We start from the raw sequence: 21,126 nt of genomic DNA on the forward strand, positions 1-21,126 counted from the left end.
AACTTTATGAAAACGGATCGTACTCAGTAATAGCTTTCCCCTGCTGCTGCCGTGGGTCATTAGTTTTCTTGGCTACCGGGAAGGCGAACGTTAGCAGCAGCGCATCACCTTTACCCGGCGAACGCCCAAGTCGCTCTTTGATATCTTCCTTCGGTTCGATAACGATTTTACCGTCCACGCGAACTTTGTACTCTGCCGTCGACAGGTCGTCCGCTGTTTCCTGGTCATCCAGCATCCCGCCCAGCCTCAGCCATGTCTTGCATGAGTTGAACATCTCCCCACGCTTGTTGAGCATCTGCGGGTCAGTAGACGCGCCACCGAACGGAACAAGTTGCCATGTACGACCCCAGCCGTCACCGATTGACTTCAGACCAGTTCCGTAACCGAAGTCGATGAACACTGCGTCAGCCTGGTACTGGTCTTCAAAGTCAGCGATACGCTTCGCCATTATCAGATCGTCAGTGGTCTTGTTGCCAGTCCACAGCACCTTACTGTGCAGCCCCTGCCGCAGGTATATCACAGCGTCATCAACGCCGGAGTATGCAGGGTCAACGCCGATTATCACCGGAGCATGTGCCACCTGCGCAGCAGTTACCACCCGTTTCATTGCCTCGTCAGTAAGACCGGTAGGGATAAACTGCAATTCAGATGCATCAGGAAATATGCCGCGCACACGGATTTTAACGAAGTCGCTGTCTTCCCCGTAGTCATCAACCCATTTCTGTAATTGCTGCTTGTTAGTACCTTCCACCGTCCGGCTGTCAATCTGTGCAGTTTTCCAGCGGTGTTTATATTTGCGGAAACATTCGCGGAAACGCCCGGTGTTACGTGTCGGGTTTCCGAACGCCACCCAGATAATCTCAGTGTCTTCGTCCGTAAGCGCACCCTCAGCAACTTCCCACACCAGATCCGCAATGTTCGACGCTTCATCGAATACCACGATGATGCGTTTGCGCTCATTGTGTAATCCGGCGAATGCCTCAGTGTTGTGCTCAGACCAGGGGATTGCGTCAGCTCGCCACCGCTTGTCGTGCCCAGGGTCATTGCTGTACATCGCGGTAGCGGTACAGGTAAACCAATCTTTCGTGATAGCAAGGTTCGACCACTTGATAATTTCCGGCCAGGTCTTCGTTCGTAGCTGGTTGTCGGTGTTGGCGGTCACCACGACCTTACAATCCTCGCAAGTGGACATGCCCCAGTTGATCAGCATTGAGATGAATGCTGATTTACCAATACCGTGACCAGAAGCACGTGCCAGCATAAGCGGCTGATAGCGCGTCTCTGGATTCTGCAGATGATCACGTATCTCTCGGAACGCATCGGCCTGCCACTGACGTGGACCGGTGGCATGTGCCAGTTCAGTCCCCTCTTCCCCCCACGGGAACGCATAGAGGGCATAGCCAAGTGGATCGTGAGTGAACCCTGCAATATCCTCGATTAACTGCTCTTCAGGAGATAACGCTGTATCTGTCACTGATTACCATCCTGACGTTCTTTGAGTCGCTTCCTGGCTGCTGCTATGCGATCAGCAATTGTCACATTCACATTAACATCCAGACGTTCTTTGAACGCGTTGACATCAACATGCTTACCAATCAGCTCAAGGTTCTTCACCTTGTCAGGCCATTTAATTTTTTTGAGGATTGTCTCTATCGAATCCTCGTTCATGTTCATGATGGTCGATGACAGATCAAAGCCACTAAGCGTAGTACGCCAGATTTTCGGCCACTCACGGATTGGTTTAAGGCTCCCATCGTCGTTGAGGATGTCGATCACGTCCATCTGGTCGATCTCCACCAGGCGCATGAGAACGTAATCAGCACTGACGCGCATTCGTTTGTTGCGCTCCTCCATCAACTCGGCAATCCGTTTCTGAATGCGTTCATCGCGCATCATGACACTGGCTTTAACTGCCGCTGTATTTGGGGAGAATCCTGCGTTAATCGCAGCCTGAGTCTGGTTTTCAGGCGTTTTGATGTATGACTGGCAATAAGCCTCCTGCATTGCTGTGAGCGGCTTAAATTGCGTTGATTTGCGTTTATAGGTTTTAGGTTCAGCAGGCATCATAACCACCGTGGTAATTGTTACCGTTGTGGTAATAGTACCATGCAAAATAAAGCCGCCATAGTTGGCGGCAGTATTCAAAACCCATCAAATTCATCATGCATAATCTACTCGTGACATGTCACACTATTAATTTCGTTTCATGCCAGCCTTTAGTCACCCAGCATTGCGAGTCACCATTACACGGGCATGAATTAACTGGAACTCTCTCGCCGCACTTACCGCAACGTTTTCTGCTGATCGATTTTATACGCCCGCGCACGCGTGCATCATCCTGGCGGATCAGTAACGCTATATACTCACCAAATTCGTAAGGCGCACGCCCGGGGCGACGCGTGGCACAGTTACGCTCCAGCATTTCAATTTCCTGAGCATCAAGCACAATTTCCAGCTTACGCACACCAGATGCAGCTTGTCTGGCTCTCTGAGCGGCTTTGCGCTCTGCTGCTGATTTAGCCATCAATATTTACCTTTATCGCGAACACCTTTACCGGTTTATCGCCGAAGTGCGGATGTGTGATTGTCTTGATTTCATATCCGTCATACGGAACATTAATTCTGCGGCTGGAATCGTCGCGCTTCGGATATCCCTTTGTGATAATCAGGCGGTCGTACTCGCGGAACATAATTCGCTTATTCCAGTAGTCATTACACAGGCGATACTCTTCCGTTTTCTCTCCGCGAATCATGGCATCGAAGTATTCACCTTTGACGGCAAGTTGCAGGTTAGCCACGACCTTCCTCCTTTGGCTTGTGAATTTGTATCGTCATGCCGCTTTGAGTGGTGACTACAACGACAGAACCTGGCTGAAGGCTGTTAAGATTGAATGCTTCGTAAAACGAATCCAATGCCAGTGCTTTTTTATTCTTTCGGTTCCACCAACGCCATCCCTTGCTACAGGCTACATCGACAATCCACTGTCCACTCCTGTAAGCCATATAAAACCAGATGAGCAAAACCTGAAGGAAGGCTATCCAGTCAATAATCGTATATTTCGCGAAGGAGTCCATCACTTCACCTCCTGCGGCGGTTCCGGTAGCCGCATCCAGTCGGTTACATTGCGACTCTGTGTTTCGAAAAGTTCATCACCATTGCGGACAATATCGAAAAACTCTCCGTCTCGATATTGCGCATAAAGAACGAATGCGCCATCACATAAAATAATTACGTGCTGACCATCATCTGGCATTCGCTCACTACAGCTTATCCAACCATCCGGAGTTACCGGAGAATTGCCATTTACCAAGTCAGCTCGAACATATAGCGTGTCATCATGGTGCTGATTGTGGCTGCACCACGTTAATTCGCTTAACTCGCCATCTTCTGGCCATACTCCAGCTGTTTGCAGCCAGATATGGGCTGGCGCATCCTGGCAAGGTGTATTAACTGGAAACTTGTAAGTTTGGCTTACAGGTTGGCTACCCTGAAGCATGGCAGCGTGGCAGGCATCCTCTACGCCCTTAACTGCATCTGCGCAGTAGTTATAGCGATTGCATTCCACTAACTTCTGCTTGAGGATTTCAATTGTTTGCGCGACATCAGCCTGTATTACCGGCGCTGGCGGTGCAGTGTACACAGTACGAAATTCGGCGTTTTCACTGGCGTTATCTTTGACAAACTCGTATTCCTGCTCGGTCAATTCCTGCCATCCGGTCGTCATGCCATTGTAGGGATTTCGCTCGCGATAGAGAGTTACCTTTTCAGCTTCCAGAGATGCCAGTGCAATCCGTGCCAGTTCTTTAAGATTTTCGCTATATGGTGAAGTATTATCACGGTTGATTACGTGATTAGCTGTATCTATGAGAACTTGCTTTTGTTCTTCTCTGTTCATAGTGGTCATCTCACTCTCCTTTGATGCGAATGCCAGCGGCGCGTGGCACATTAACTTCCACGATGCGCACAGTTGGTTTGTACATCTCAATCGCTGTCAGCCAGTCAGCTCCTGTCATGCGCTTTTCCGCATCGCCATTAGTCCACTGAACCGGTACACCAATAGCCTTCATCGCGATTTCTATTTCCCCGGCAATGGCGCTTTTTCCGCAACCAGTAAAACCAGATACAACGACAAGAACTTCGCCTTTGGCTGGTTTTATTTCCCGTGCTTCCAGTTCTGCAATGCGCTTTTTGTCTGCTTCCCGTTCATCCAGTAGTGCCAGCAAGATAGCTGGACTGGCTGCGGCGATGAATTCAGCATTGGCCTGCTGTTCCATTTGGAAATCTTCATCGAAACCGCTTTCTGGATGCGCTCCTTCAATTCTGCAAATGGGAAGATATCCAACAACTTCACGATGAATTAGCGCATCACCAGCATCAAATCTCTCCTCTCCATATTCGAGCGACCACACACCACACGTTGCTTTCTCTGCCTTTTCACGCAGTGCCTGATAGTCAATCTTGCTCACTGGGTGCCTCCTTTGCTGGGCTTTCTAACTTCTGAGTGGTTGTATCAAACTCAAACAACTTAACCACGTCATCAAACAGGACATAATCTCCATCAGAATCTTCAGTCATGTCAGCGCCACAATCCTGACCGCACGAGTCACAACCATCCATATCAAGCTCGTATCGCTTGAGGTTTGCGATATTTGATAAATTCAGCGCCAGTACAGCTAGGTCATAAACCTCGTCAGCGGTATACCCTGCACCATGTCCATACATTTCAATGCGGGATATGATTTCTTCTACCCGTTGTTTTGTGATTGTCATTTTTGCTCACCTCCCTGTTCTTCCAGAAAAATACGCATAGCCTCAAGCATCTCTTCGGTGTCATACGGTGACAACTTGTCACGCAGGATGTGTTCAATGCTGTTAATGAACTTGCGGATTGCTTTGCGTTCAATTTCAGCCAGAAAAGCATCGGTGGCTGGCATATTTCCTGTTGCCTTCATGGCCTCCAAAATAACCAGAACGCCATCTCGCCCAACCTCATCAGCGATAATCTCGGTGTTGTCGCCAACAACATCGCAGAATGCCTGAACTGCCTTACGAGCCAGCTCATTCTCCGCCGCAAGCGCATTAGCACGCGCCAGTTGCACTTCCAGTTGCGTTGCCAAATCGCTGATCAGCTTTGCCACACTGCGCATATCAACGGCACCACATTCTGCTTTCAGTTCCGAAGCCATCTCATGCCCGGCGGCAACTAACCCTTTGATATTACTTTCCATCTTTACCCTCGCTTATCCACATAACTTATTGATTACATTGATAACTAAAAAGATCGTCGATTCAGAACTCTTCGATGTTCCAGCCATCACCCGCTTTCTTTGTCTTAACCGTTACCCCGATGATGCGAAACGGGTACTGGTCTGCTGCGACTTTGGTTTTCACCCTGGCGTCGTCGGTCCAGAAACCTTTCACTTCGTGTAGTTCCATCTCGCCGGTGGCGAGCATCACAGCAAAATCGGGCGTATAGAACGTGTTGTCAGCTAACCGCAGCTTGATACCCTCGAATCGATACCAGGCGATTTCCCCTGCACGTTTACGCAGCTCAAGGTGCTGGCAATACGCAGATTCTGTTTTGTTCATCTGGCCTGTTTTGAGTCGACCAAGAGCCTGTATCTGTTTTCTCATGATTTACCCCTGAGGTAATTAAAAACCACATAAGACACGAAATCAATAGAGTTTAGAATATTTTGTTACCAAACAGGTAATTATCAAGACGTAAAAAAATGCGCTATCGCGCTGGTATTACTTGATAAATCCTGCCGCCTTTCCCCGCCTGTATTCCTCCATCAGCCACTGCGCCGGTGTTATTCCCCCAAGGGTGGCGGCGTTAGGCATGCACCCGAAACTTCGCCCTGGTGGATGGTAAACGTCTCTCCCTGTGTCCGGAGGTGTACTCATGGGCTCTGGCTTTGCCTGTATGCTGATCACCGGATCGGGTATCTGCTGTCCGGAAGCCACCTTTTTCGCCCAATCATCGAGCAGCCTGCGCGCGTGTTTCTCAACCTCAATCTCGCTAAGCTGGCGCTGATACATTGCACGGCGGGTATCACATACGACCCAGTACATAACCGGATGCCGCCACGGGAATCTTTCGGGACCACCAGGATATAAACTTTTTTCCTTGCTGTACCGGTGAAACTCCGCCATCACATCGTCAATGGTGACGCCAAGAACCATCTTGCTGTCTTTACACCACTTGATAAATTGCCCTGGCGACGGCCAGAACGGAGATTCACTGGCGCGGGCGTGGCGCATACCAGCGTTAACCTGTTCCATTGTAGTGATCCCATTCTCCAGAAACGCAAGCATCCATTGCTTACGGAATTCATTAAGTTTGTTCTGCTCCCTTATGGTCGAAACGCTTGCAGGAAATGCAGCCTGTAACTGGACAAATAGTTCATTGAAAATTCTAGCGACCTGCTCCTTTTTGCCATTGCTGTCACGCCGCTCTTCATGCACAGCAACACCATGCTCACGTAAGCGATCGTACTCATTGAGAAGTTCTGGAGTTGATTTCATCCCACACCCCTTCTATCCAGTCAGTGTTATTCCAGTCAAGCTCATCGCTTTTCCCGACGTTTTTTGATTTTCCCCTGATATGATTTACGTGCCTGGCGAATTTTTGTTCCCACTGAACCTGCGTGAACACTTTGCCCTCAGCCATCCAGTAATCCCGGAATGCAGCAAGTTCAGCAGGTGTAAATTCCGGTTCCGGCAGGGCCGTTCCCCACAGCGCAGCACGCCGTCGAAAATCCGGCGACGGATGCCAGCCATCGGTCATCGGAAATTTCCCAATAGGTTCACTCAGGCCATCCAGAAATGCAGGTTCTGCCACCTGCAACGGCGTACCGTTCGCTTCACTGGTCGGATCACTCTCGCGCGCGTGTGCTATGTGTGGGGTTTTATATATATCTTCCTCTTCCTCTTCCTCTGGTAACTCTTTTTGTAACGCTGTTGGCGTTACTTTTTGCGTTACTCGTTTTCGATGCTCTGCCACTCTTCTATTCGTAAGTGCACGTTTTTTCGATGATTCTCCATTGTGTCGCTCAAAGTTTGGAAGAATTAGTTTGCCGTCATGATAAGCAAGCCATCCGACGCTAATGAGGGCGTCAGCAAATCCTGTAATAAAAGCGAGTCTATCAAGTACTCCTTTTGTAACGCTGCCAGCGTTACCGTCTATTGTTTGCTGGTCAGCCCATGCCCATATACGAACCAGCTTTCCAAGAACAGCATCTGGATCAATACCCAGAATTTCTGCTATCTGAAAAATTTCAGGTTTATCAGGAGTGATAACTTCAACCTTAATCCAGCTGCTTGCCATAGGTTTCCCCTCTTGCACTCTTTAGTGCACAAGCAAATTCATTACGATGGCGGTTGGCGCTATTCATTGCACATTCAACACATGTTCCGTTCAGAACATACCTTTCAGAGAGATGGCCGTGACGGCACCGCTTTCCTGTGAAATAGCGATTTAACCCGGCTTTTGCGGCCTCCATTCTGGTTACTATCTTCAATTTTTCCGCCCCTTTTTGTTATTGATATTGGCTATTTTGCACAATTGGAAAATTTGATCAACCAGATTTGGTTTTTTATTACCTTTGAGGTACGAATAGATATGAAAAGACCGCCGGATGGCGGTCTACAGAGGGTTGTGGATGGATATCATGAGTAGAAGAAGTATGCCAGTTCTGCTTTTGAGCGCAGCCATTGTCTTGTTTTACAGGCTTTAAAAAGCCCATTCATCAATACCTTACCTGGCATTTTGCGCTTACCTGTTAAGTGAGTCTGGATATAGTGACTCGTCGTTCCGGCTTCCTGTGCGAAGGCTTCACGCTCATCCGGAGTAAGTGCAAGCCAGTGCTTTTTGAAATCGAAATGTCCGTTATCGCTCATAGCTATTGCCTGATATTTATTTCAGATAATAAATATTCACCCATAAGGTAACAAAAATCAAGGATAGTTACCTATGAGGTGCATTTACCTGTTGGGTAATATTGCTTTAAATTGAATCATCTACTGATTCATATATGAGGCGATTTTCCAGAAAATGAAAAGTATCCAGGACGTCCGCAGGCAAAATCTCAACGACTTGATCGACCGTGAATTCAATGGTGTTCAGACGCGGATGGCAGAAAAACTTGGAACTCAGGCAAATCTGGTAAACCGCTGGGCTCTTGGCAAGAAGGTTATCGGCGACCAGGTTGCGCGAAAAATTGAAGCTGCCGCCAATAAACCCCGTAACTGGCTTGATATCGATCGCTCGCTTTCTCAGGAAGGTTTTCAGCCTGTCGGCCCAAGCGACATTGGTCAGCTGGCGGCTCACAACCTGGAACGCTGGATGAGCGAAAGCCGCGACCTTTCAACACAGGGAAAACTTCACCGCGCATCCGGCGTCGCCCAGGTAACAATCAGCCGCCTGTTAAACAATGAGGTCAGCGTTTCCATTTCCACCCTGGAGAATGTTGCATCCGCATTCGGGCGTCACGGCTATGAATTACTGATTCACCCGCACGACCCTGCGACCATCAACTATGACCGCTCGCGCTACGCATTGTTACCCGAAACCGAGAAAGCAAAGATCGAAAGTTACATTGAATTTGTCATCAACCAGAACGAAAAAAATAAACAATAAAACTATAGTTTTCAGCAAGTAAGCCGCCTCATGGCGGCTTTTTTATTGCCATCAAGATTACCTTATGGGTAATTTTTTTAGCTCATATCTATTGACATCAAACCAAATACGCATAATCATTACCCCAACGGTAACAGACCGAGGTAACAAATTATGCAGTGGAAAATCATCAACGGTTGGTACTGCGTTACTGCATGCGGATTCATGAGCTGGAAGTTCCGCACCTTACAGGAAGGCATTAAGTGGGCTTTCGTCAGCAAAGAAGCTCGCGATGTGGCCAACGATAACGAGATATGGGAGGGCTGATAATGAACGTTAATCAGCAGAAAAATCTTCAAAAAATCATGCTGGCATTCGACAAGGACTACCGCCTGTCAGAACAGCTATATGACCGACAAGTTGAACTGATTGAGAGCATCCGACTTCATCAACTGTCCTCAACTTTCGACGTTGTAACAGGCAAAGGCGTTCGTCAGGAAGTACTGGAGGCTGCTAAAGACAGCCCTGAGTTCGAAGAACTGATGGATGCCTACCGGCGCGAGGCAATGGCAATTATCGCCCGCTGGGATCTGGCGGATCAGCTTGATGGACAGAGGGACGCGGCATGAAAGCGGGAATTTATTTCGACATCAGCAACGAAGACTACCACGCCGGTGACGGCGTGAGTAAATCGCAACTGGACATGGTTGCCAAGAATCCGGCGCTTCTTAAATGGGTTCAGGCAGCACCAGAAGACGAAGAGAAAAAGTCTGCACTGGATATGGGAACCGCATTGCACTGTCTGCTTCTGGAGCCTGGAGAGTTCGACAAACGCTTCATTGTTTCACCGAAATTCGAACGTCGGACGAAACAAGGTAAAGCTGACGAAGAGGCATTTCTTCGTGATGTGGCGGATATGGGGATTACGGTACTTGATGCCGAGCAGTGGCGGAAACTGGAGCTGATGCGTGATAGCGCAATGGCTCACCCGGCGGCACGCTGGATGCTGGAAGCACCTGGTTACTGCGAAGCATCAATGTACTGGAACGATGAAGATACTGGTGAGTTGTGCCGCATTCGTCCAGACAAATGGCTGAACGAGCACAACGTGATCGTCGACGTGAAAAAGGTTGCAGATATGGACCGTTTTGCACGCCACATCGAGGAATTCCGCTACCACGTGCAGGACGCAATGTACCGCGAAGGCGCAATGAGGGTTACTGGTCAGCCGCATGGTTTTTTCTTTCTTGCCGTGAGCGAAAGCATTGATTGTGGTCGATATCCGGTACGCGTGTTCGAGCTGGATGCGCCGGATGTCGATGCCGGGCACGCTCTGTTCCGCCGGGATCTGAATACCTATCACGAATGCCGCATCAACGATGAGTGGGGCGGAGTGGAAATTATTAAACGCCCTGACTGGGCACGCAAACAGGATATGTACATATGAGCAACGACATCGCAAACATCAATGCACCAGTAGACACAGCAATCGCTGGAACTGCTGCAACTATTTTCAGCCCAGACGGCTTGAACCAACTGATGAAATTCGCCGAGGTAATGGCGCAAAGCCGCGTAACGGTACCGGCGCACCTCGCCGGGAAACCAGCTGATTGCATGGCCGTGGCAATGCAGGCTGCGCAGTGGGGAATGAACCCGTTTGCCGTGGCTCAGAAAACCCATGTTGTGAACGGCACGCTAGGTTATGAAGCCCAATTAGTAAACGCAGTTATCTCAACGATGTCGCCAACAAAAGATCGCATCAACTACGAGTGGTTCGGGCCGTGGGAACGCGTGATCGGTAAGTTTGTTGAGAAAACATCCAAAAACGGCAATCCATATATCGCACCAGGCTGGACTCTAAAAGACGAAGAAGGCTGCGGTGTTCGCGTATGGGCAACCATGAAGGGCGAGGATCAACCTCGAGTGCTTGAGTTAATGCTGTCTCAAGCACAGGTAAGAAACTCCACACTTTGGGCCAGTGATCCGAAACAACAACTCGCATACCTTGCGACAAAACGCTGGTCTCGCTTGCACTGTCCTGACGTAATCATGGGCGTCTACACACCAGACGAATTACAGGAAACGGCACCGCGCGTTGAGCGAGACATTACTCCGCAAACGACCACTGCTGCGGGAATGAACAGTCTGATCAACGCTAAACAAGTGAAAAAGCCTGATGAGCAAACGCGTAAAGCGGATAGCCGTGATCCAGAAGAAATGCTGATGGCCTTTACCAGCGCAGCGATGAATTACAGCACTGTCTCCGAACTGGATAAAGCTTACAAATACATTGCACAAAAACTTTCAGATGATGACGAACTGCTGGCAAAAGCCACCGACGTTTACAGCGTTCGTCGGGAAGAATTAAACGAAACATCTATGTAACCACCACCGCGGCGCCACGCGCGCCGCACTGCAACCAAGAGAGGTATTTATGAAAGGTGCATTAGGTAAGAAGGAACTCCTGGCGGTGGTGCCACTGTCATGGAGCACTATCGACCGCATGGAGCGCGCAGGGGAATTTCCTAAACGCTGGTATATCACTGACAAACGCTGCGCATGGAACCGTGATGAAGTTGAGCGTTGGCTTGATGAACGTCAGGCAGCAAGCCCGGCAGAGTTCCAGGGTAAAAAGCCTCCTGTTCAGCAACGTGTATATCGTCCTGTGAGCAACGCTGCATGAGTGTGCTGCTAAGGCACTGGAGCAAATGGTCAGGATGGTACTTATTCCTGGCCTCTGTTTCAGCATGGCTTTATCTGCTGGCATTAATTTTCAGAGAGGGTTGGATTAAGTGAAAAAGTTAAGCCGACTTGAAAAATATCACATGAACAAGGTTTCAATGCGCAGTCCGTCAAAGATTGTCGCCGTTACTCCTGCGGCGATAGAGATCGAAAAACGCGCGATTGAAAGAGAGAAAAAAGGGCAGTTCCGCATTGCCGCTCACCTTTGGCTTCAGTGTATGGATGTTGCTTCTGGTGATGTTGAGCGTGCGAGGATCGCGGTTCGCAGGGACCAATGTATCACAAAAGGTAACGGCCTTCGCCGTGGCGACTATAGCGGCATAGGATGTTGTGGGGTGGTTTATGACTAAGAAATACACACTAATCTATGCAGATCCACCCTGGGTATACCGGGACAAAGCCGCAGATGGTAATCGCGGTGCCGGTTTTAAATATCCGGTTATGAGTGTGCTGGACATCTGCCGCCTTCCTGTGTGGGATTTGGCCGATGAAAACTGTCTGTTGGCCATGTGGTGGGTGCCAACACAACCACTCGAAGCACTAAAAGTTGTTGAAGCCTGGGGATTCCGTCTGATGACCATGAAGGGATTCACGTGGATAAAATGTGGTAGTCGACAACCAGATAAACTGGTTATGGGTATGGGACACATGACTCGCGCCAATAGTGAAGATTGCCTGTTTGCGGTAAAGGGAAAACTACCTCCGCGCATTAATGCAGGTATCGTTCAGTCATTTACCGCACCGCGGCTTGAGCATTCAAGAAAACCAGATATTGTTCGTGAAAAACTTGTGCAATTGTTAGGCGATGTTTCTCGCATTGAACTGTTCGCCCGCCAGACGTCTCATGGCTTCGATGTTTGGGGTAATCAGTGCGAAGACCCGGCAGTGCAACTACACCCTGGATACGCGTTGGATATTGCCGGATTAACAAATGCATTCAGCAATGCTCCGCTGTCACCAACAGACAACCAGGGGCGGGAGCGTGCAGCATGAACAGGGCATCACCAGCAGATTTAAGGAAATGCCTTGAAACTGCAAACATGCTTGCACACAGCGGGATCAGGTTTGTTCCAATTCCCGCTGTCACTGATGCTGAATTTGCAACGCTGTCAGCAATATTCGCAGACAAAATTGAATCACTGGCAGCAGAAGCCGAGATGGAAGAAAATCAGCAGAACTATTAAACGTTATTCTCCCGCCATCCACTTCTCAAACTTCGACGGGGAGAACGGAATCAAATCCGTATGCTCCCCGTTAATCCAGGAATCAATCATATCGGCCCACTGCTGCAACATGTAGGCGCGCTGTCTGGCGTATTCCGCTTTGTTATATACGGCGCGCACACTTTTCTGCTCATGTGCCAGGGCCTTTTCAATCCAGTCTGAAGGATAACCAGCCTCATGCAACAACGTACTGGCTGTACGGCGCATATCGTGTACGGTGAAGTCCTGAATATGCTCACCATCTTCATTTATTATTTTCACCGTTCTGTCGATCAGAGAGTTCAGCGCGGCATTAGATAATGGCTTCCGGAAGTTGTAACGACCAGGAACCAGATATTCACTTCCACCAGCGCACATCTGCAACCCGACCAATATATCCTGTGCCTGTTTAGGCAGGTAAATAACGTGCGCCCGGCTTCCCTTCATGCGGTCTGAAGGAATTGTCCATGTCCATTTTTTAAAATCTATTTCATCCCACGTTGCATTGGTGAATTCGCCTTTACGAACCATGGTGATAAGCACCAGCTTTAAAGCCATTTTCATAGTGCCCATAGCACCAATGGCATCCAGCGTGCGGAAGAACAGGCCAACTTCTTCTGGTGTCAGTGTTCGCTCTCGTGGTTTAAATATGGCGATAGACGAAGGTTTAATGTCAGCCGCAGGATTAAACAAACCATGACCACGGTCATTGGCGTGACGGTATACGCTGCTGATGATCTCCCTGGCCTGCACTGCTGTTGCCCGGCCACCGCGTTCGACAATCCGGTCACACAAATCACGAACCATCGATGTGGTAATTTCAGCCATCATTTTGTTGCCAAGAACCGGAAGTATGTCACGGTCGATCACTGCCTTCTTCATTGCGCGGGTACTTTCAGCAAGGATGACGTGTTTCATATAACTGTCGGTATGTACCGTAAACGTCTCGGCACCACGAATCTTTTTGATACCGTCACGTTTAGCCGCAGCCGGTGACTGGCCTGCTTTAAGCAGCTTTTTTGCAGCAATCAGTTCTTCCCGCGCTTCTGCCAGGCTGATACCGTCACGCCCATACTGCCCGATTACCAGTGTTTCGCGGCGACCGTTGATACGGTAGTCATAGCGAAATGAGACCGTACCTGACGTAAGCACAGCTACATACAGCCCGTCACGATCGGAGACTTTGTACAGTTTGTCCTGCGGCTTGAGGTTTTTTAATTTTGTATCGGTAAGCACAATTCACCCGTATAGAAACCATTTTCATGACGGTATGAGAGTATACCTTTAAGGTAATACCGTCACCTGTACCGCCGAAAAATATGGTGTAGAGTGAATAGAAATGAATACATAAAAACAAAAACCCCCTGCAAAAACAGAGGGTTGTATTAGTATCTGAATAGGAGTGAGTTACTATGAGTTAGCTGTTAATCATTCCCACTCAATAGTAGCTGGCGGCTTACCGCTGATGTCATACACCACGCGGGAAATACCATTCACTTCATTGATAATACGGTTGGAAACGCGCCCTAAGAAATCATATGGCAGGTGCGCCCAGTGTGCGGTCATAAAGTCGATGGTTTCGACAGCACGCAGAGAGACAACCCAGTCATATTTACGACCATCGCCCATTACGCCTACGGAGCGTACTGGCAGGAAGACAGTGAATGCCTGGCTGACTTTGTCGTACAGATCAGCTTTACGCAGTTCTTCAATGAAGATGGCATCCGCACGGCGCAGCAGGTCGCAGTACTCTTTCTTCACTTCACCCAACACGCGAACGCCAAGGCCAGGCCCCGGGAACGGGTGGCGGTACAGCATGTCGTACGGCAGACCCAGCTCCAGACCAATCTTACGCACTTCGTCTTTGAACAGCTCTTTCAGCGGTTCAACCAGGCCCATCTTCATCTCTTTCGGCAGGCCGCCTACGTTGTGGTGAGATTTGATAACGTGCGCTTTACCCGTCGCAGAAGCGGCGGATTCAATAACGTCAGGGTAGATAGTCCCCTGCGCCAGCCACTTTACATCTTCCAGTTTCAGCGCTTCTTCATCGAATACTTCAACGAAGACGCGACCGATGATTTTACGTTTAGCTTCCGGATCGTTTTCACCCGCCAGCGCAGCCAGGAAACGCTCTTCTGCCGGAACGTGAATGATGTTCAGGCCGAAGCGATCACCAAACATATCCATTACCTGTTCAGCTTCATTCAGACGCAGCAGGCCGTTGTCGACGAATACACAGGTCAGGTTTTTACCGATAGCACGGTGCAGAAGCATCGCAGTAACAGAAGAGTCCACGCCACCAGAGAGGCCAAGGATCACTTTATCATCGCCCACCTGCTCGCGAATGCGGGCTACGGCGTCATCGATAATTTTTGCTGGTGTCCACAGTGCTTCACACTGGCAAATATCGCGCACAAAACGCTCCAGCATACGCATCCCCTGACGGGTGTGAGTCACTTCCGGGTGGAACTGTACGCCATAGAAACGTTTTTCTTCGTTAGCCATTATGGCAAACGGGCAACTTTCGGTGCTGGCTACGGTAACGAAACCCTCAGGAATTGCAGTTACCTTATCGCCGTGGCTCATCCACACGTCAAGCAGCGGTTTGCCGTCTGCACTTAACGCATCTTCGATACCACGAATGAGCGCGCTATCAGTTTGTACTTCAACCTGTGCATAACCAAACTCACGCTCGTTAGAGGCTTCAACATGGCCACCTAACTGCATCGCCATGGTCTGCATACCATAGCAAACGCCGAATACCGGTACGCCTGCTTCAAAGACATACTGCGGCGCTCGCGGGCTGTTTTCTTCGGTGGTGCTTTCCGGGCCGCCGGAAAGAATAATGCCGCTTGGGTTGAAGTCACGAATTTGTGCTTCTGTCACATCCCATGCCCACAGTTCACAGTAAACGCCCAGCTCACGCACGCGGCGCGCAACCAGTTGGGTGTACTGTGAACCGAAGTCCAGAATGAGGATGCGATGCTTATGAATGTTTTCCGTCATTGACGCTTATTCCGAGGCAAGTGAAACAGATAATATAAATCGCCCGACATGAAGTCGGGCGAAGAGAATCAGGAGCCCATACGGTAGTTCGGGGACTCTTTGGTGATGGTCACGTCATGAACGTGGCTTTCCTGAATGCCAGCACCGCTGATACGTACAAACTCCGCTTTAGTACGCAGTTCGTCGATAGTACCACAGCCGGTCAGGCCCATACAGGAGCGCAGACCGCCCATCTGCTGGTGGATGATCTCTTTCAGGCGACCTTTGTAAGCCACACGGCCTTCGATGCCTTCTGGCACCAGTTTGTCAGCGGCGTTGTCGCTCTGGAAGTAACGGTCAGAAGAACCTTTGGACATCGCGCCCAGAGAGCCCATACCACGGTAAGATTTATAAGAACGGCCCTGGTAGAGTTCGATTTCACCCGGAGATTCTTCCGTACCTGCCAGCATGGAGCCTACCATCACCGCGCTTGCGCCAGCAGCGATAGCTTTAGCGATATCGCCGGAGAAGCGAATACCACCGTCAGCGATAACTGGAATACCGGTGCCTTCCAGGGCTTCTACTGCGTCAGCAACGGCGGTGATCTGCGGAACACCTACGCCAGTGACGATACGGGTGGTACAAATAGAACCAGGGCCGATACCAACTTTAACCGCGCTACAACCGGCTTCCGCCAGCGCACGAGCGCCTGCAGCAGTGGCGACGTTACCGCCGATGATTTGCAGATCCGGGTATTTGGCTCGGGTTTCGCGAATACGTTGCAGAACACCTTCAGAGTGACCGTGAGAGGAGTCGATCAGCAGAACGTCAACACCAGCGGCCACCAGCGCATCAACACGCTCTTCGTTACCTGCGCCAGCACCAACCGCCGCACCAACACGCAGACGGCCTTGCTCGTCTTTACAGGCGTTCGGTTTACGCTCCGCTTTCTGGAAATCTTTCACGGTGATCATGCCAATCAGGTGGAATTCATCATCAACCACCAGCGCTTTCTCAACGCGTTTTTCGTGCATTTTGGTCAGCACAACTTCACGGGCTTCGCCTTCACGCACGGTCACCAGACGCTCTTTCGGCGTCATGTAAACGCTAACCGGCTGATTCAGGTCGGTCACAAAACGCACGTCACGACCGGTGATGATACCAACCAGTTCGTTTTCTTCGGTTACTACCGGGTAGCCAGCAAAACCGTTACGCTCGGTCAGTTCTTTCACCTCGCGCAGAGTCGTGGTTGGCAGAACAGTCTGCGGGTCAGTCACCACGCCAGACTCGTGTTTTTTCACGCGGCGAACTTCTTCCGCCTGGCGTTCAATGGACATGTTTTTGTGGATAAAGCCAATACCGCCTTCCTGAGCCAGGGCAATAGCCAGGCGCGCTTCCGTTACGGTATCCATTGCTGCGGAAAGCATAGGGATGTTCAGACGAATAGTTTTCGTCAGTTGAGTGCTGAGGTCAGCGGTATTCGGCAGGACGGTAGAATGAGCAGGAACGAGGAGAACGTCGTCAAACGTCAGAGCTTCTTTAGCGATACGTAGCATGGGCAATATCTCGACCAGAGTGGTTAATAAATATTGCCGCGGCATTATACAGAGCGTAACCGATTGCATCTACCCCTTTTTGCAAAAAATGCTTGCTATCCCCTGCTGGCGGGTTACTATCGACTGAATAACTTGCTGATTTAGAATTTGATCTCGCTCACATGTTACCTTCTCAATCCCCTGCAATTTTTACCGTTAGTCGCCTGAATCAAACGGTTCGTCTGCTGCTTGAGCATGAGATGGGACAGGTATGGATCAGCGGTGAAATATCTAACTTCACGCAACCGGCTTCCGGTCACTGGTATTTTACGCTCAAAGACGATACCGCCCAGGTGCGCTGCGCAATGTTCCGTAACAGCAACCGCCGGGTAGCCTTTCGCCCACAGCACGGGCAACAGGTGCTGGTTCGCGCCAATATTACGCTGTATGAGCCGCGTGGTGACTATCAGATAATCGTTGAAAGTATGCAGCCCGCCGGTGAAGGCTTGTTGCAACAGAAGTATGAACAGCTAAAAGCGAAATTGCAGGCTGAAGGTTTGTTCGATCAACAGTTTAAGAAGCCACTCCCCTCCCCCGCGCACTGTGTAGGTGTCATCACCTCAAAAACCGGTGCCGCGTTGCACGATATTTTGCATGTGCTTAAACGCCGCGATCCGTCTCTACCCGTGATCATCTATCCTACCGCCGTACAGGGTGATGATGCGCCTGGGCAAATTGTTCGCGCCATTGAACTGGCGAATAAGCGCAACGAGTGCGACGTATTGATTGTCGGGCGCGGCGGCGGGTCGCTGGAAGATTTATGGAGTTTTAACGACGAACGCGTAGCGCGGGCGATTTTTGCCAGTCACATTCCGGTTGTCAGCGCCGTTGGACATGAAACTGATGTGACCATTGCCGATTTTGTTGCCGATTTACGAGCACCCACACCATCGGCTGCCGCCGAAGTGGTGAGCCGTAATCAGCAAGAATTACTCCGTCAGGTGCAATCTGCCCGTCAGCGACTGGAGATGGCGATGGATTATTATCTCGCCAATCGCACCCGGCGTTTTACACAGATTCATCATCGATTACAGCAGCAGCACCCACAGCTACGGCTGGCGCGTCAGCAAACCACTCTCGAACGTCTACAAAAGCGGATGAGCTTTGCACTGGAAAATCAGCTAAAACGTGTCGGACAGCAACAGCAGCGATTAACACAGCGACTAACCCAGCAAAATCCGCAGTCACGTATTCATCGCGCGCAAACGCGGATTCAGCAACTGGAATATCGTCTGGCGGAAGTGTTACACGCACAACTTAGCGTAACACGTGAACGTTTTGGTAATGCAGTAACACACCTGGAAGCCGTGAGCCCGCTGTCAACACTGGCGCGTGGATATAGCGTAACCAGCGCCGCCGATGGCACAGTGCTGAAACAGGTTAAGCAGGTCAAAGCGGGCGATACGTTGACCACGCGGTTAGGTGATGGCGTGGTGGTCAGCGAAGTCAGTTCAGTTATGAAAACCCGCAAACCACGTAAAAAAGCGGCTAATCCGTAGGCCGGATAAGATGCGCCAGTATCGCATCCGGCAATATCACCATGCCAACACCAGATATAATCCGGGCATCACTGAATGTACCCTGCCGTATTACTCATACTTCCACACTGTTTTGCTATATCACATTTGCCTGAATCAACTCAGTGTCCCAACGCCCAGGTTTCGTTGGCGACATTTGGTGCCACCACAACAACTGCACCAGAAGGTAATTCTGTTTTCAACAGAGGTCGATGTGTTTTTCAAACCCTTGTGTTGCAGAGTTGGTGATGTAATCGGCACTGCGTTCTTTAAATGAAGTTCCTTTATTATTTTGTGCTTCTTGTCGGGTCGCTTCGCTGCCGAACTCGAGCTATGGGTCGTTATTTTGTTTAATGTTTGTCTCCGGTGCGGTAATGGCTGCACCAGAGATCAGCATCATTACAATACAGCGCCCCCAATGCACCATCCCTGAATAATATATCAATACAAAAAATTAATAATGACAGGCAGTATATTCCACACATAAAGGAAAAATCACTCAAGCAAATATAAATACAATTTTAATTAAAATGGTCTAACCGATCTGTTTATCGACCAGACACTGATAAATCTAATTTTTATAGTGTGAATATAAATTTTAAATAAAACTTAATATTCAGGAAGGACAAACTCAACACGTTTGCGGGAAATAAGCCCGTGACCATTCTGACAGAAGTAATCTACCGCACCGCAGGCTTTGAGTACCTGCAAAGGCTGATGGCAATCAGGGCACAATGCCTGGAGAGAGAAATTTTTGTCACAGGTTTCACAATGAGCGATGTCACCATTACGCTCGAGAGGTTTCTGACAGATTGGGCAGTTGAGTTCCATATAAACTCCTTCGATAAGTTTCCCCCTACTTACGAGAGGGAAACTATAGATAAGTACTTACCTACTATTACTTATTTTTTTTGATGTGCTTCATCAGACGCTTGCGCTTACGCATCTGGGTCGGCGTCAGGGTGTTACGCTTGTTCGCATACGGGTTTTCCCCTTCTTTGAACTGAATACGAATCGGCGTACCCATCACATCCAGAGATTTGCGGAAGTAATTCATCAGATAACGCTTATAGGAATCCGGCAGGTCTTTTACCTGGTTGCCGTGGATTACCACAATCGGCGGGTTGTAACCACCGGCGTGGGCATATTTCAGCTTCACGCGACGACCGCGAACCAGCGGCGGCTGGTGGTCTTCAACAGCCATAGTCATGATACGCGTCAGCATAGACGTGCCTACGCGACGGGTAGAGCTGTCATACGCTTCACGCACTGATTCAAACAGATTGCCAACCCCGCTACCATGCAACGCAGAGATAAAGTGCACGCGAGCAAAATCGATAAAGCCCAGACGGAAGTCCAGCGTCTCTTTCACCTGCTCCTTCACTTCCTGGCTCAGGCCATCCCACTTGTTCACCACAATCACAAGTGAGCGCCCACTATTGAGAATAAAGCCCAGCAGGGAGAGATCCTGATCGGAAATACCTTCGCGTGCATCAATCACCAGCATCACAACGTTGGCATCTTCAATTGCCTGCAACGTTTTGATTACCGAGAACTTCTCTACCGCATCGGTAATTTTGCCACGTTTACGTACGCCTGCTGTGTCAATGAGTACATACTCACGTCCATCACGTTCCATTGGAATGTAGATGCTGTCGCGCGTAGTCCCGGGCATGTCGTAAACCACCACGCGCTCTTCACCGAGAATACGGTTAGTGAGTGTAGACTTACCCACGTTCGGACGACCCACTATCGCCAGTTTGATCGGCAGACTTTGCGGATCGAAGTCGTCTTCCTCTTCTTCTTCCTCGCCATTCTCTTGCGCTTCAAATTGCGCCCAATATTCCGCGTCTTCATCCACTTCTTCTTGCGGCGCGATATCTTCCATCCACGGCAGCAGAACATGCTCAAGCAGACTCAAAACACCACGACCATGCGAAGCGGCAATCGGGTAGATTTCACCTAAACCAAGTGAATAAAAATCAACGATTGCTTGATCCGGATCCAGTCCGTCGGTTTTATTCGCCACCAGGAAGGTTGGCTTTTCGCGGGAACGCAGATGTTTGGCAATGGCTTCATCCGCTGGCATCAGACCCGCGCGTGCATCCACCATAAACAGCACCACATCCGCCTCTTCAATCGCCAGCAGCGATTGTTCCGCCATGCGGGTTTCTACACCGTCTTCTGTGCCGTCAATCCCGCCGGTATCAATACAGATAAACTCGCGGCCTTCAATTTCCGCACGACCGTACTTACGGTCACGAGTCAGACCCGGGAAATCCGCAACCAGCGCATCTCGGGTGCGAGTTAGACGGTTAAATAACGTGGATTTTCCTACGTTAGGGCGCCCGACAAGCGCGACCACAGGTACCATGTTTAAAGCCTCATTTTTATAAATCATCAGACAACGCCCGCAATTTTCGCGTCGTTGTTAAAAACAGGAAAACGGCCCCTGTCCAGGAGC

At 49.7% G+C, this 21,126-nt stretch carries 29 protein-coding genes; 10 read left to right on the forward strand and 19 right to left on the reverse strand.

What is annotated here, in order from left to right:
• Positions 1-4 precede the first annotated feature (4 nt).
• The 14 genes from C0K55_RS02190 to C0K55_RS02255 form a co-directional block, all read right to left on the reverse strand.
• Positions 5-1,474, reverse strand: a complete 1,470-nt coding sequence (locus tag C0K55_RS02190; RefSeq protein WP_024946520.1) for a hypothetical protein — start codon at positions 1,472-1,474, stop codon at positions 5-7.
• Positions 1,471-2,145, reverse strand: a complete 675-nt coding sequence (locus tag C0K55_RS02195; protein ID WP_001090120.1) for a terminase small subunit — start codon at positions 2,143-2,145, stop codon at positions 1,471-1,473. The genes C0K55_RS02190 and C0K55_RS02195 overlap by 4 nt, the downstream gene beginning before the upstream one ends.
• 40 nt (positions 2,146-2,185) lie before the next feature.
• Positions 2,186-2,524, reverse strand: a complete 339-nt coding sequence (locus C0K55_RS02200) for a hypothetical protein (protein ID WP_001129693.1) — start codon at positions 2,522-2,524, stop codon at positions 2,186-2,188.
• Positions 2,517-2,798, reverse strand: coding sequence for an ASCH domain-containing protein (locus C0K55_RS02205; protein WP_000002119.1), 282 nt, complete (start codon positions 2,796-2,798; stop codon positions 2,517-2,519). Before C0K55_RS02205 ends, C0K55_RS02200 begins: the two co-directional genes overlap by 8 nt.
• Complete coding sequence (locus tag C0K55_RS02210; protein ID WP_062876739.1) at positions 2,791-3,075, reverse strand: DUF4752 family protein; 285 nt, start codon at positions 3,073-3,075, stop codon at positions 2,791-2,793. The genes C0K55_RS02205 and C0K55_RS02210 overlap by 8 nt, the downstream gene beginning before the upstream one ends.
• The gene (locus C0K55_RS26440; RefSeq protein WP_236942224.1) at positions 3,075-3,725 is read right to left on the reverse strand and encodes a DUF551 domain-containing protein; all 651 of its coding nucleotides are present in this window, start codon (positions 3,723-3,725) and stop codon (positions 3,075-3,077) included. Before C0K55_RS26440 ends, C0K55_RS02210 begins: the two co-directional genes overlap by 1 nt.
• Before the next feature lie 181 nt (positions 3,726-3,906).
• The gene (locus C0K55_RS02220) at positions 3,907-4,467 is read right to left on the reverse strand and encodes an ead/Ea22-like family protein (RefSeq protein WP_105266608.1); all 561 of its coding nucleotides are present in this window, start codon (positions 4,465-4,467) and stop codon (positions 3,907-3,909) included.
• On the reverse strand, positions 4,454-4,771 hold the full coding sequence (locus C0K55_RS02225; RefSeq protein WP_105266609.1) for a hypothetical protein: 318 nt from the start codon (positions 4,769-4,771) through the stop codon (positions 4,454-4,456). The genes C0K55_RS02220 and C0K55_RS02225 overlap by 14 nt, the downstream gene beginning before the upstream one ends.
• Complete coding sequence (locus tag C0K55_RS02230) at positions 4,768-5,229, reverse strand: hypothetical protein (RefSeq protein ID WP_105266610.1); 462 nt, start codon at positions 5,227-5,229, stop codon at positions 4,768-4,770. Before C0K55_RS02230 ends, C0K55_RS02225 begins: the two co-directional genes overlap by 4 nt.
• A gap of 61 nt (positions 5,230-5,290) precedes the next feature.
• A complete protein-coding gene (locus C0K55_RS02235; protein WP_105266611.1) occupies positions 5,291-5,635 on the reverse strand; it encodes a DUF1064 domain-containing protein in 345 nt (114 codons plus the stop codon).
• Positions 5,636-5,752: 117 nt separating this feature from the next.
• Positions 5,753-6,529, reverse strand: a complete 777-nt coding sequence (locus C0K55_RS02240; RefSeq protein WP_000843279.1) for a replication protein P — start codon at positions 6,527-6,529, stop codon at positions 5,753-5,755.
• On the reverse strand, positions 6,501-7,331 hold the full coding sequence (locus C0K55_RS02245; RefSeq protein WP_001525359.1) for a DnaT-like ssDNA-binding domain-containing protein: 831 nt from the start codon (positions 7,329-7,331) through the stop codon (positions 6,501-6,503). The genes C0K55_RS02240 and C0K55_RS02245 overlap by 29 nt, the downstream gene beginning before the upstream one ends.
• The gene (locus C0K55_RS26445; RefSeq protein ID WP_000706991.1) at positions 7,312-7,524 is read right to left on the reverse strand and encodes a hypothetical protein; all 213 of its coding nucleotides are present in this window, start codon (positions 7,522-7,524) and stop codon (positions 7,312-7,314) included. The genes C0K55_RS02245 and C0K55_RS26445 overlap by 20 nt, the downstream gene beginning before the upstream one ends.
• A gap of 148 nt (positions 7,525-7,672) precedes the next feature.
• A complete protein-coding gene (locus C0K55_RS02255; RefSeq protein ID WP_001282459.1) occupies positions 7,673-7,903 on the reverse strand; it encodes a hypothetical protein in 231 nt (76 codons plus the stop codon).
• A 154-nt stretch (positions 7,904-8,057) separates the two neighbouring features.
• Between C0K55_RS02255 and C0K55_RS02260 the strand changes: the two genes are divergently transcribed.
• The 9 genes from C0K55_RS02260 to C0K55_RS02295 all read left to right on the forward strand — a co-directional run bounded on the left by C0K55_RS02260 (position 8,058) and on the right by C0K55_RS02295 (position 12,547).
• Entirely contained in the window at positions 8,058-8,642 is a 585-nt protein-coding gene (locus C0K55_RS02260; protein ID WP_000836290.1) for a helix-turn-helix domain-containing protein, read from the forward strand.
• Between the two features lie 153 nt (positions 8,643-8,795).
• Positions 8,796-8,948 carry a hypothetical protein gene (locus tag C0K55_RS26180; RefSeq protein ID WP_001198620.1) on the forward strand — a complete coding sequence of 51 codons (153 nt, stop codon included), beginning with the start codon at positions 8,796-8,798 and terminating at the stop codon, positions 8,946-8,948.
• A gap of 2 nt (positions 8,949-8,950) precedes the next feature.
• A complete protein-coding gene (locus tag C0K55_RS02265) occupies positions 8,951-9,250 on the forward strand; it encodes a hypothetical protein (protein ID WP_001102257.1) in 300 nt (99 codons plus the stop codon).
• Positions 9,247-10,068 carry a PD-(D/E)XK nuclease-like domain-containing protein gene (locus tag C0K55_RS02270; RefSeq protein ID WP_050010296.1) on the forward strand — a complete coding sequence of 274 codons (822 nt, stop codon included), beginning with the start codon at positions 9,247-9,249 and terminating at the stop codon, positions 10,066-10,068. Before C0K55_RS02265 ends, C0K55_RS02270 begins: the two co-directional genes overlap by 4 nt.
• Entirely contained in the window at positions 10,065-11,006 is a 942-nt protein-coding gene (locus C0K55_RS02275) for a RecT family recombinase (RefSeq protein WP_097411283.1), read from the forward strand. The genes C0K55_RS02270 and C0K55_RS02275 overlap by 4 nt, the downstream gene beginning before the upstream one ends.
• Positions 11,007-11,055: 49 nt before the next feature.
• Complete coding sequence (locus C0K55_RS02280) at positions 11,056-11,304, forward strand: helix-turn-helix transcriptional regulator (RefSeq protein WP_000675390.1); 249 nt, start codon at positions 11,056-11,058, stop codon at positions 11,302-11,304.
• Between the two features lie 157 nt (positions 11,305-11,461).
• A complete protein-coding gene (locus C0K55_RS02285; protein WP_001335975.1) occupies positions 11,462-11,713 on the forward strand; it encodes a PerC family transcriptional regulator in 252 nt (83 codons plus the stop codon).
• Entirely contained in the window at positions 11,706-12,356 is a 651-nt protein-coding gene (locus tag C0K55_RS02290; RefSeq protein ID WP_105266612.1) for an MT-A70 family methyltransferase, read from the forward strand. Before C0K55_RS02285 ends, C0K55_RS02290 begins: the two co-directional genes overlap by 8 nt.
• On the forward strand, positions 12,353-12,547 hold the full coding sequence (locus C0K55_RS02295) for a DUF1382 family protein (RefSeq protein ID WP_001077941.1): 195 nt from the start codon (positions 12,353-12,355) through the stop codon (positions 12,545-12,547). The genes C0K55_RS02290 and C0K55_RS02295 overlap by 4 nt, the downstream gene beginning before the upstream one ends.
• Before the next feature lie 3 nt (positions 12,548-12,550).
• On the opposite strand, the gene C0K55_RS02300 is transcribed toward C0K55_RS02295, so the two are convergent.
• The 3 genes from C0K55_RS02300 to guaB form a co-directional block, all read right to left on the reverse strand.
• On the reverse strand, positions 12,551-13,801 hold the full coding sequence (locus tag C0K55_RS02300) for a tyrosine-type recombinase/integrase (RefSeq protein WP_105266613.1): 1,251 nt from the start codon (positions 13,799-13,801) through the stop codon (positions 12,551-12,553).
• A gap of 192 nt (positions 13,802-13,993) precedes the next feature.
• Complete coding sequence (gene guaA / locus C0K55_RS02305; protein WP_000138266.1) at positions 13,994-15,571, reverse strand: glutamine-hydrolyzing GMP synthase; 1,578 nt, start codon at positions 15,569-15,571, stop codon at positions 13,994-13,996.
• A gap of 68 nt (positions 15,572-15,639) precedes the next feature.
• The gene (guaB, locus tag C0K55_RS02310) at positions 15,640-17,106 is read right to left on the reverse strand and encodes an IMP dehydrogenase (protein ID WP_001516870.1); all 1,467 of its coding nucleotides are present in this window, start codon (positions 17,104-17,106) and stop codon (positions 15,640-15,642) included.
• 161 nt (positions 17,107-17,267) lie between these two features.
• On the opposite strand from guaB, the gene xseA reads away from it, so the two are divergent.
• Positions 17,268-18,644, forward strand: coding sequence for an exodeoxyribonuclease VII large subunit (gene xseA, locus C0K55_RS02315; protein WP_016249069.1), 1,377 nt, complete (start codon positions 17,268-17,270; stop codon positions 18,642-18,644).
• 627 nt (positions 18,645-19,271) lie between these two features.
• Here xseA and C0K55_RS02320 read toward each other — a convergent pair.
• Together C0K55_RS02320 and der are read right to left on the reverse strand one after the other, a co-directional pair.
• The gene (locus C0K55_RS02320) at positions 19,272-19,493 is read right to left on the reverse strand and encodes a zinc ribbon domain-containing protein (RefSeq protein ID WP_000422354.1); all 222 of its coding nucleotides are present in this window, start codon (positions 19,491-19,493) and stop codon (positions 19,272-19,274) included.
• 67 nt (positions 19,494-19,560) lie between these two features.
• Positions 19,561-21,036 (reverse strand): ribosome biogenesis GTPase Der, encoded by a 1,476-nt coding sequence (gene der, locus C0K55_RS02325; protein WP_001516872.1) that lies wholly within the window; start codon positions 21,034-21,036, stop codon positions 19,561-19,563.
• Positions 21,037-21,126: the final 90 nt, after the last annotated feature.

It is taken from the genome of Escherichia sp. MOD1-EC6098 (assembly GCF_002965865.1).
Taxonomy (GTDB): domain Bacteria; phylum Pseudomonadota; class Gammaproteobacteria; order Enterobacterales; family Enterobacteriaceae; genus Escherichia; species Escherichia marmotae.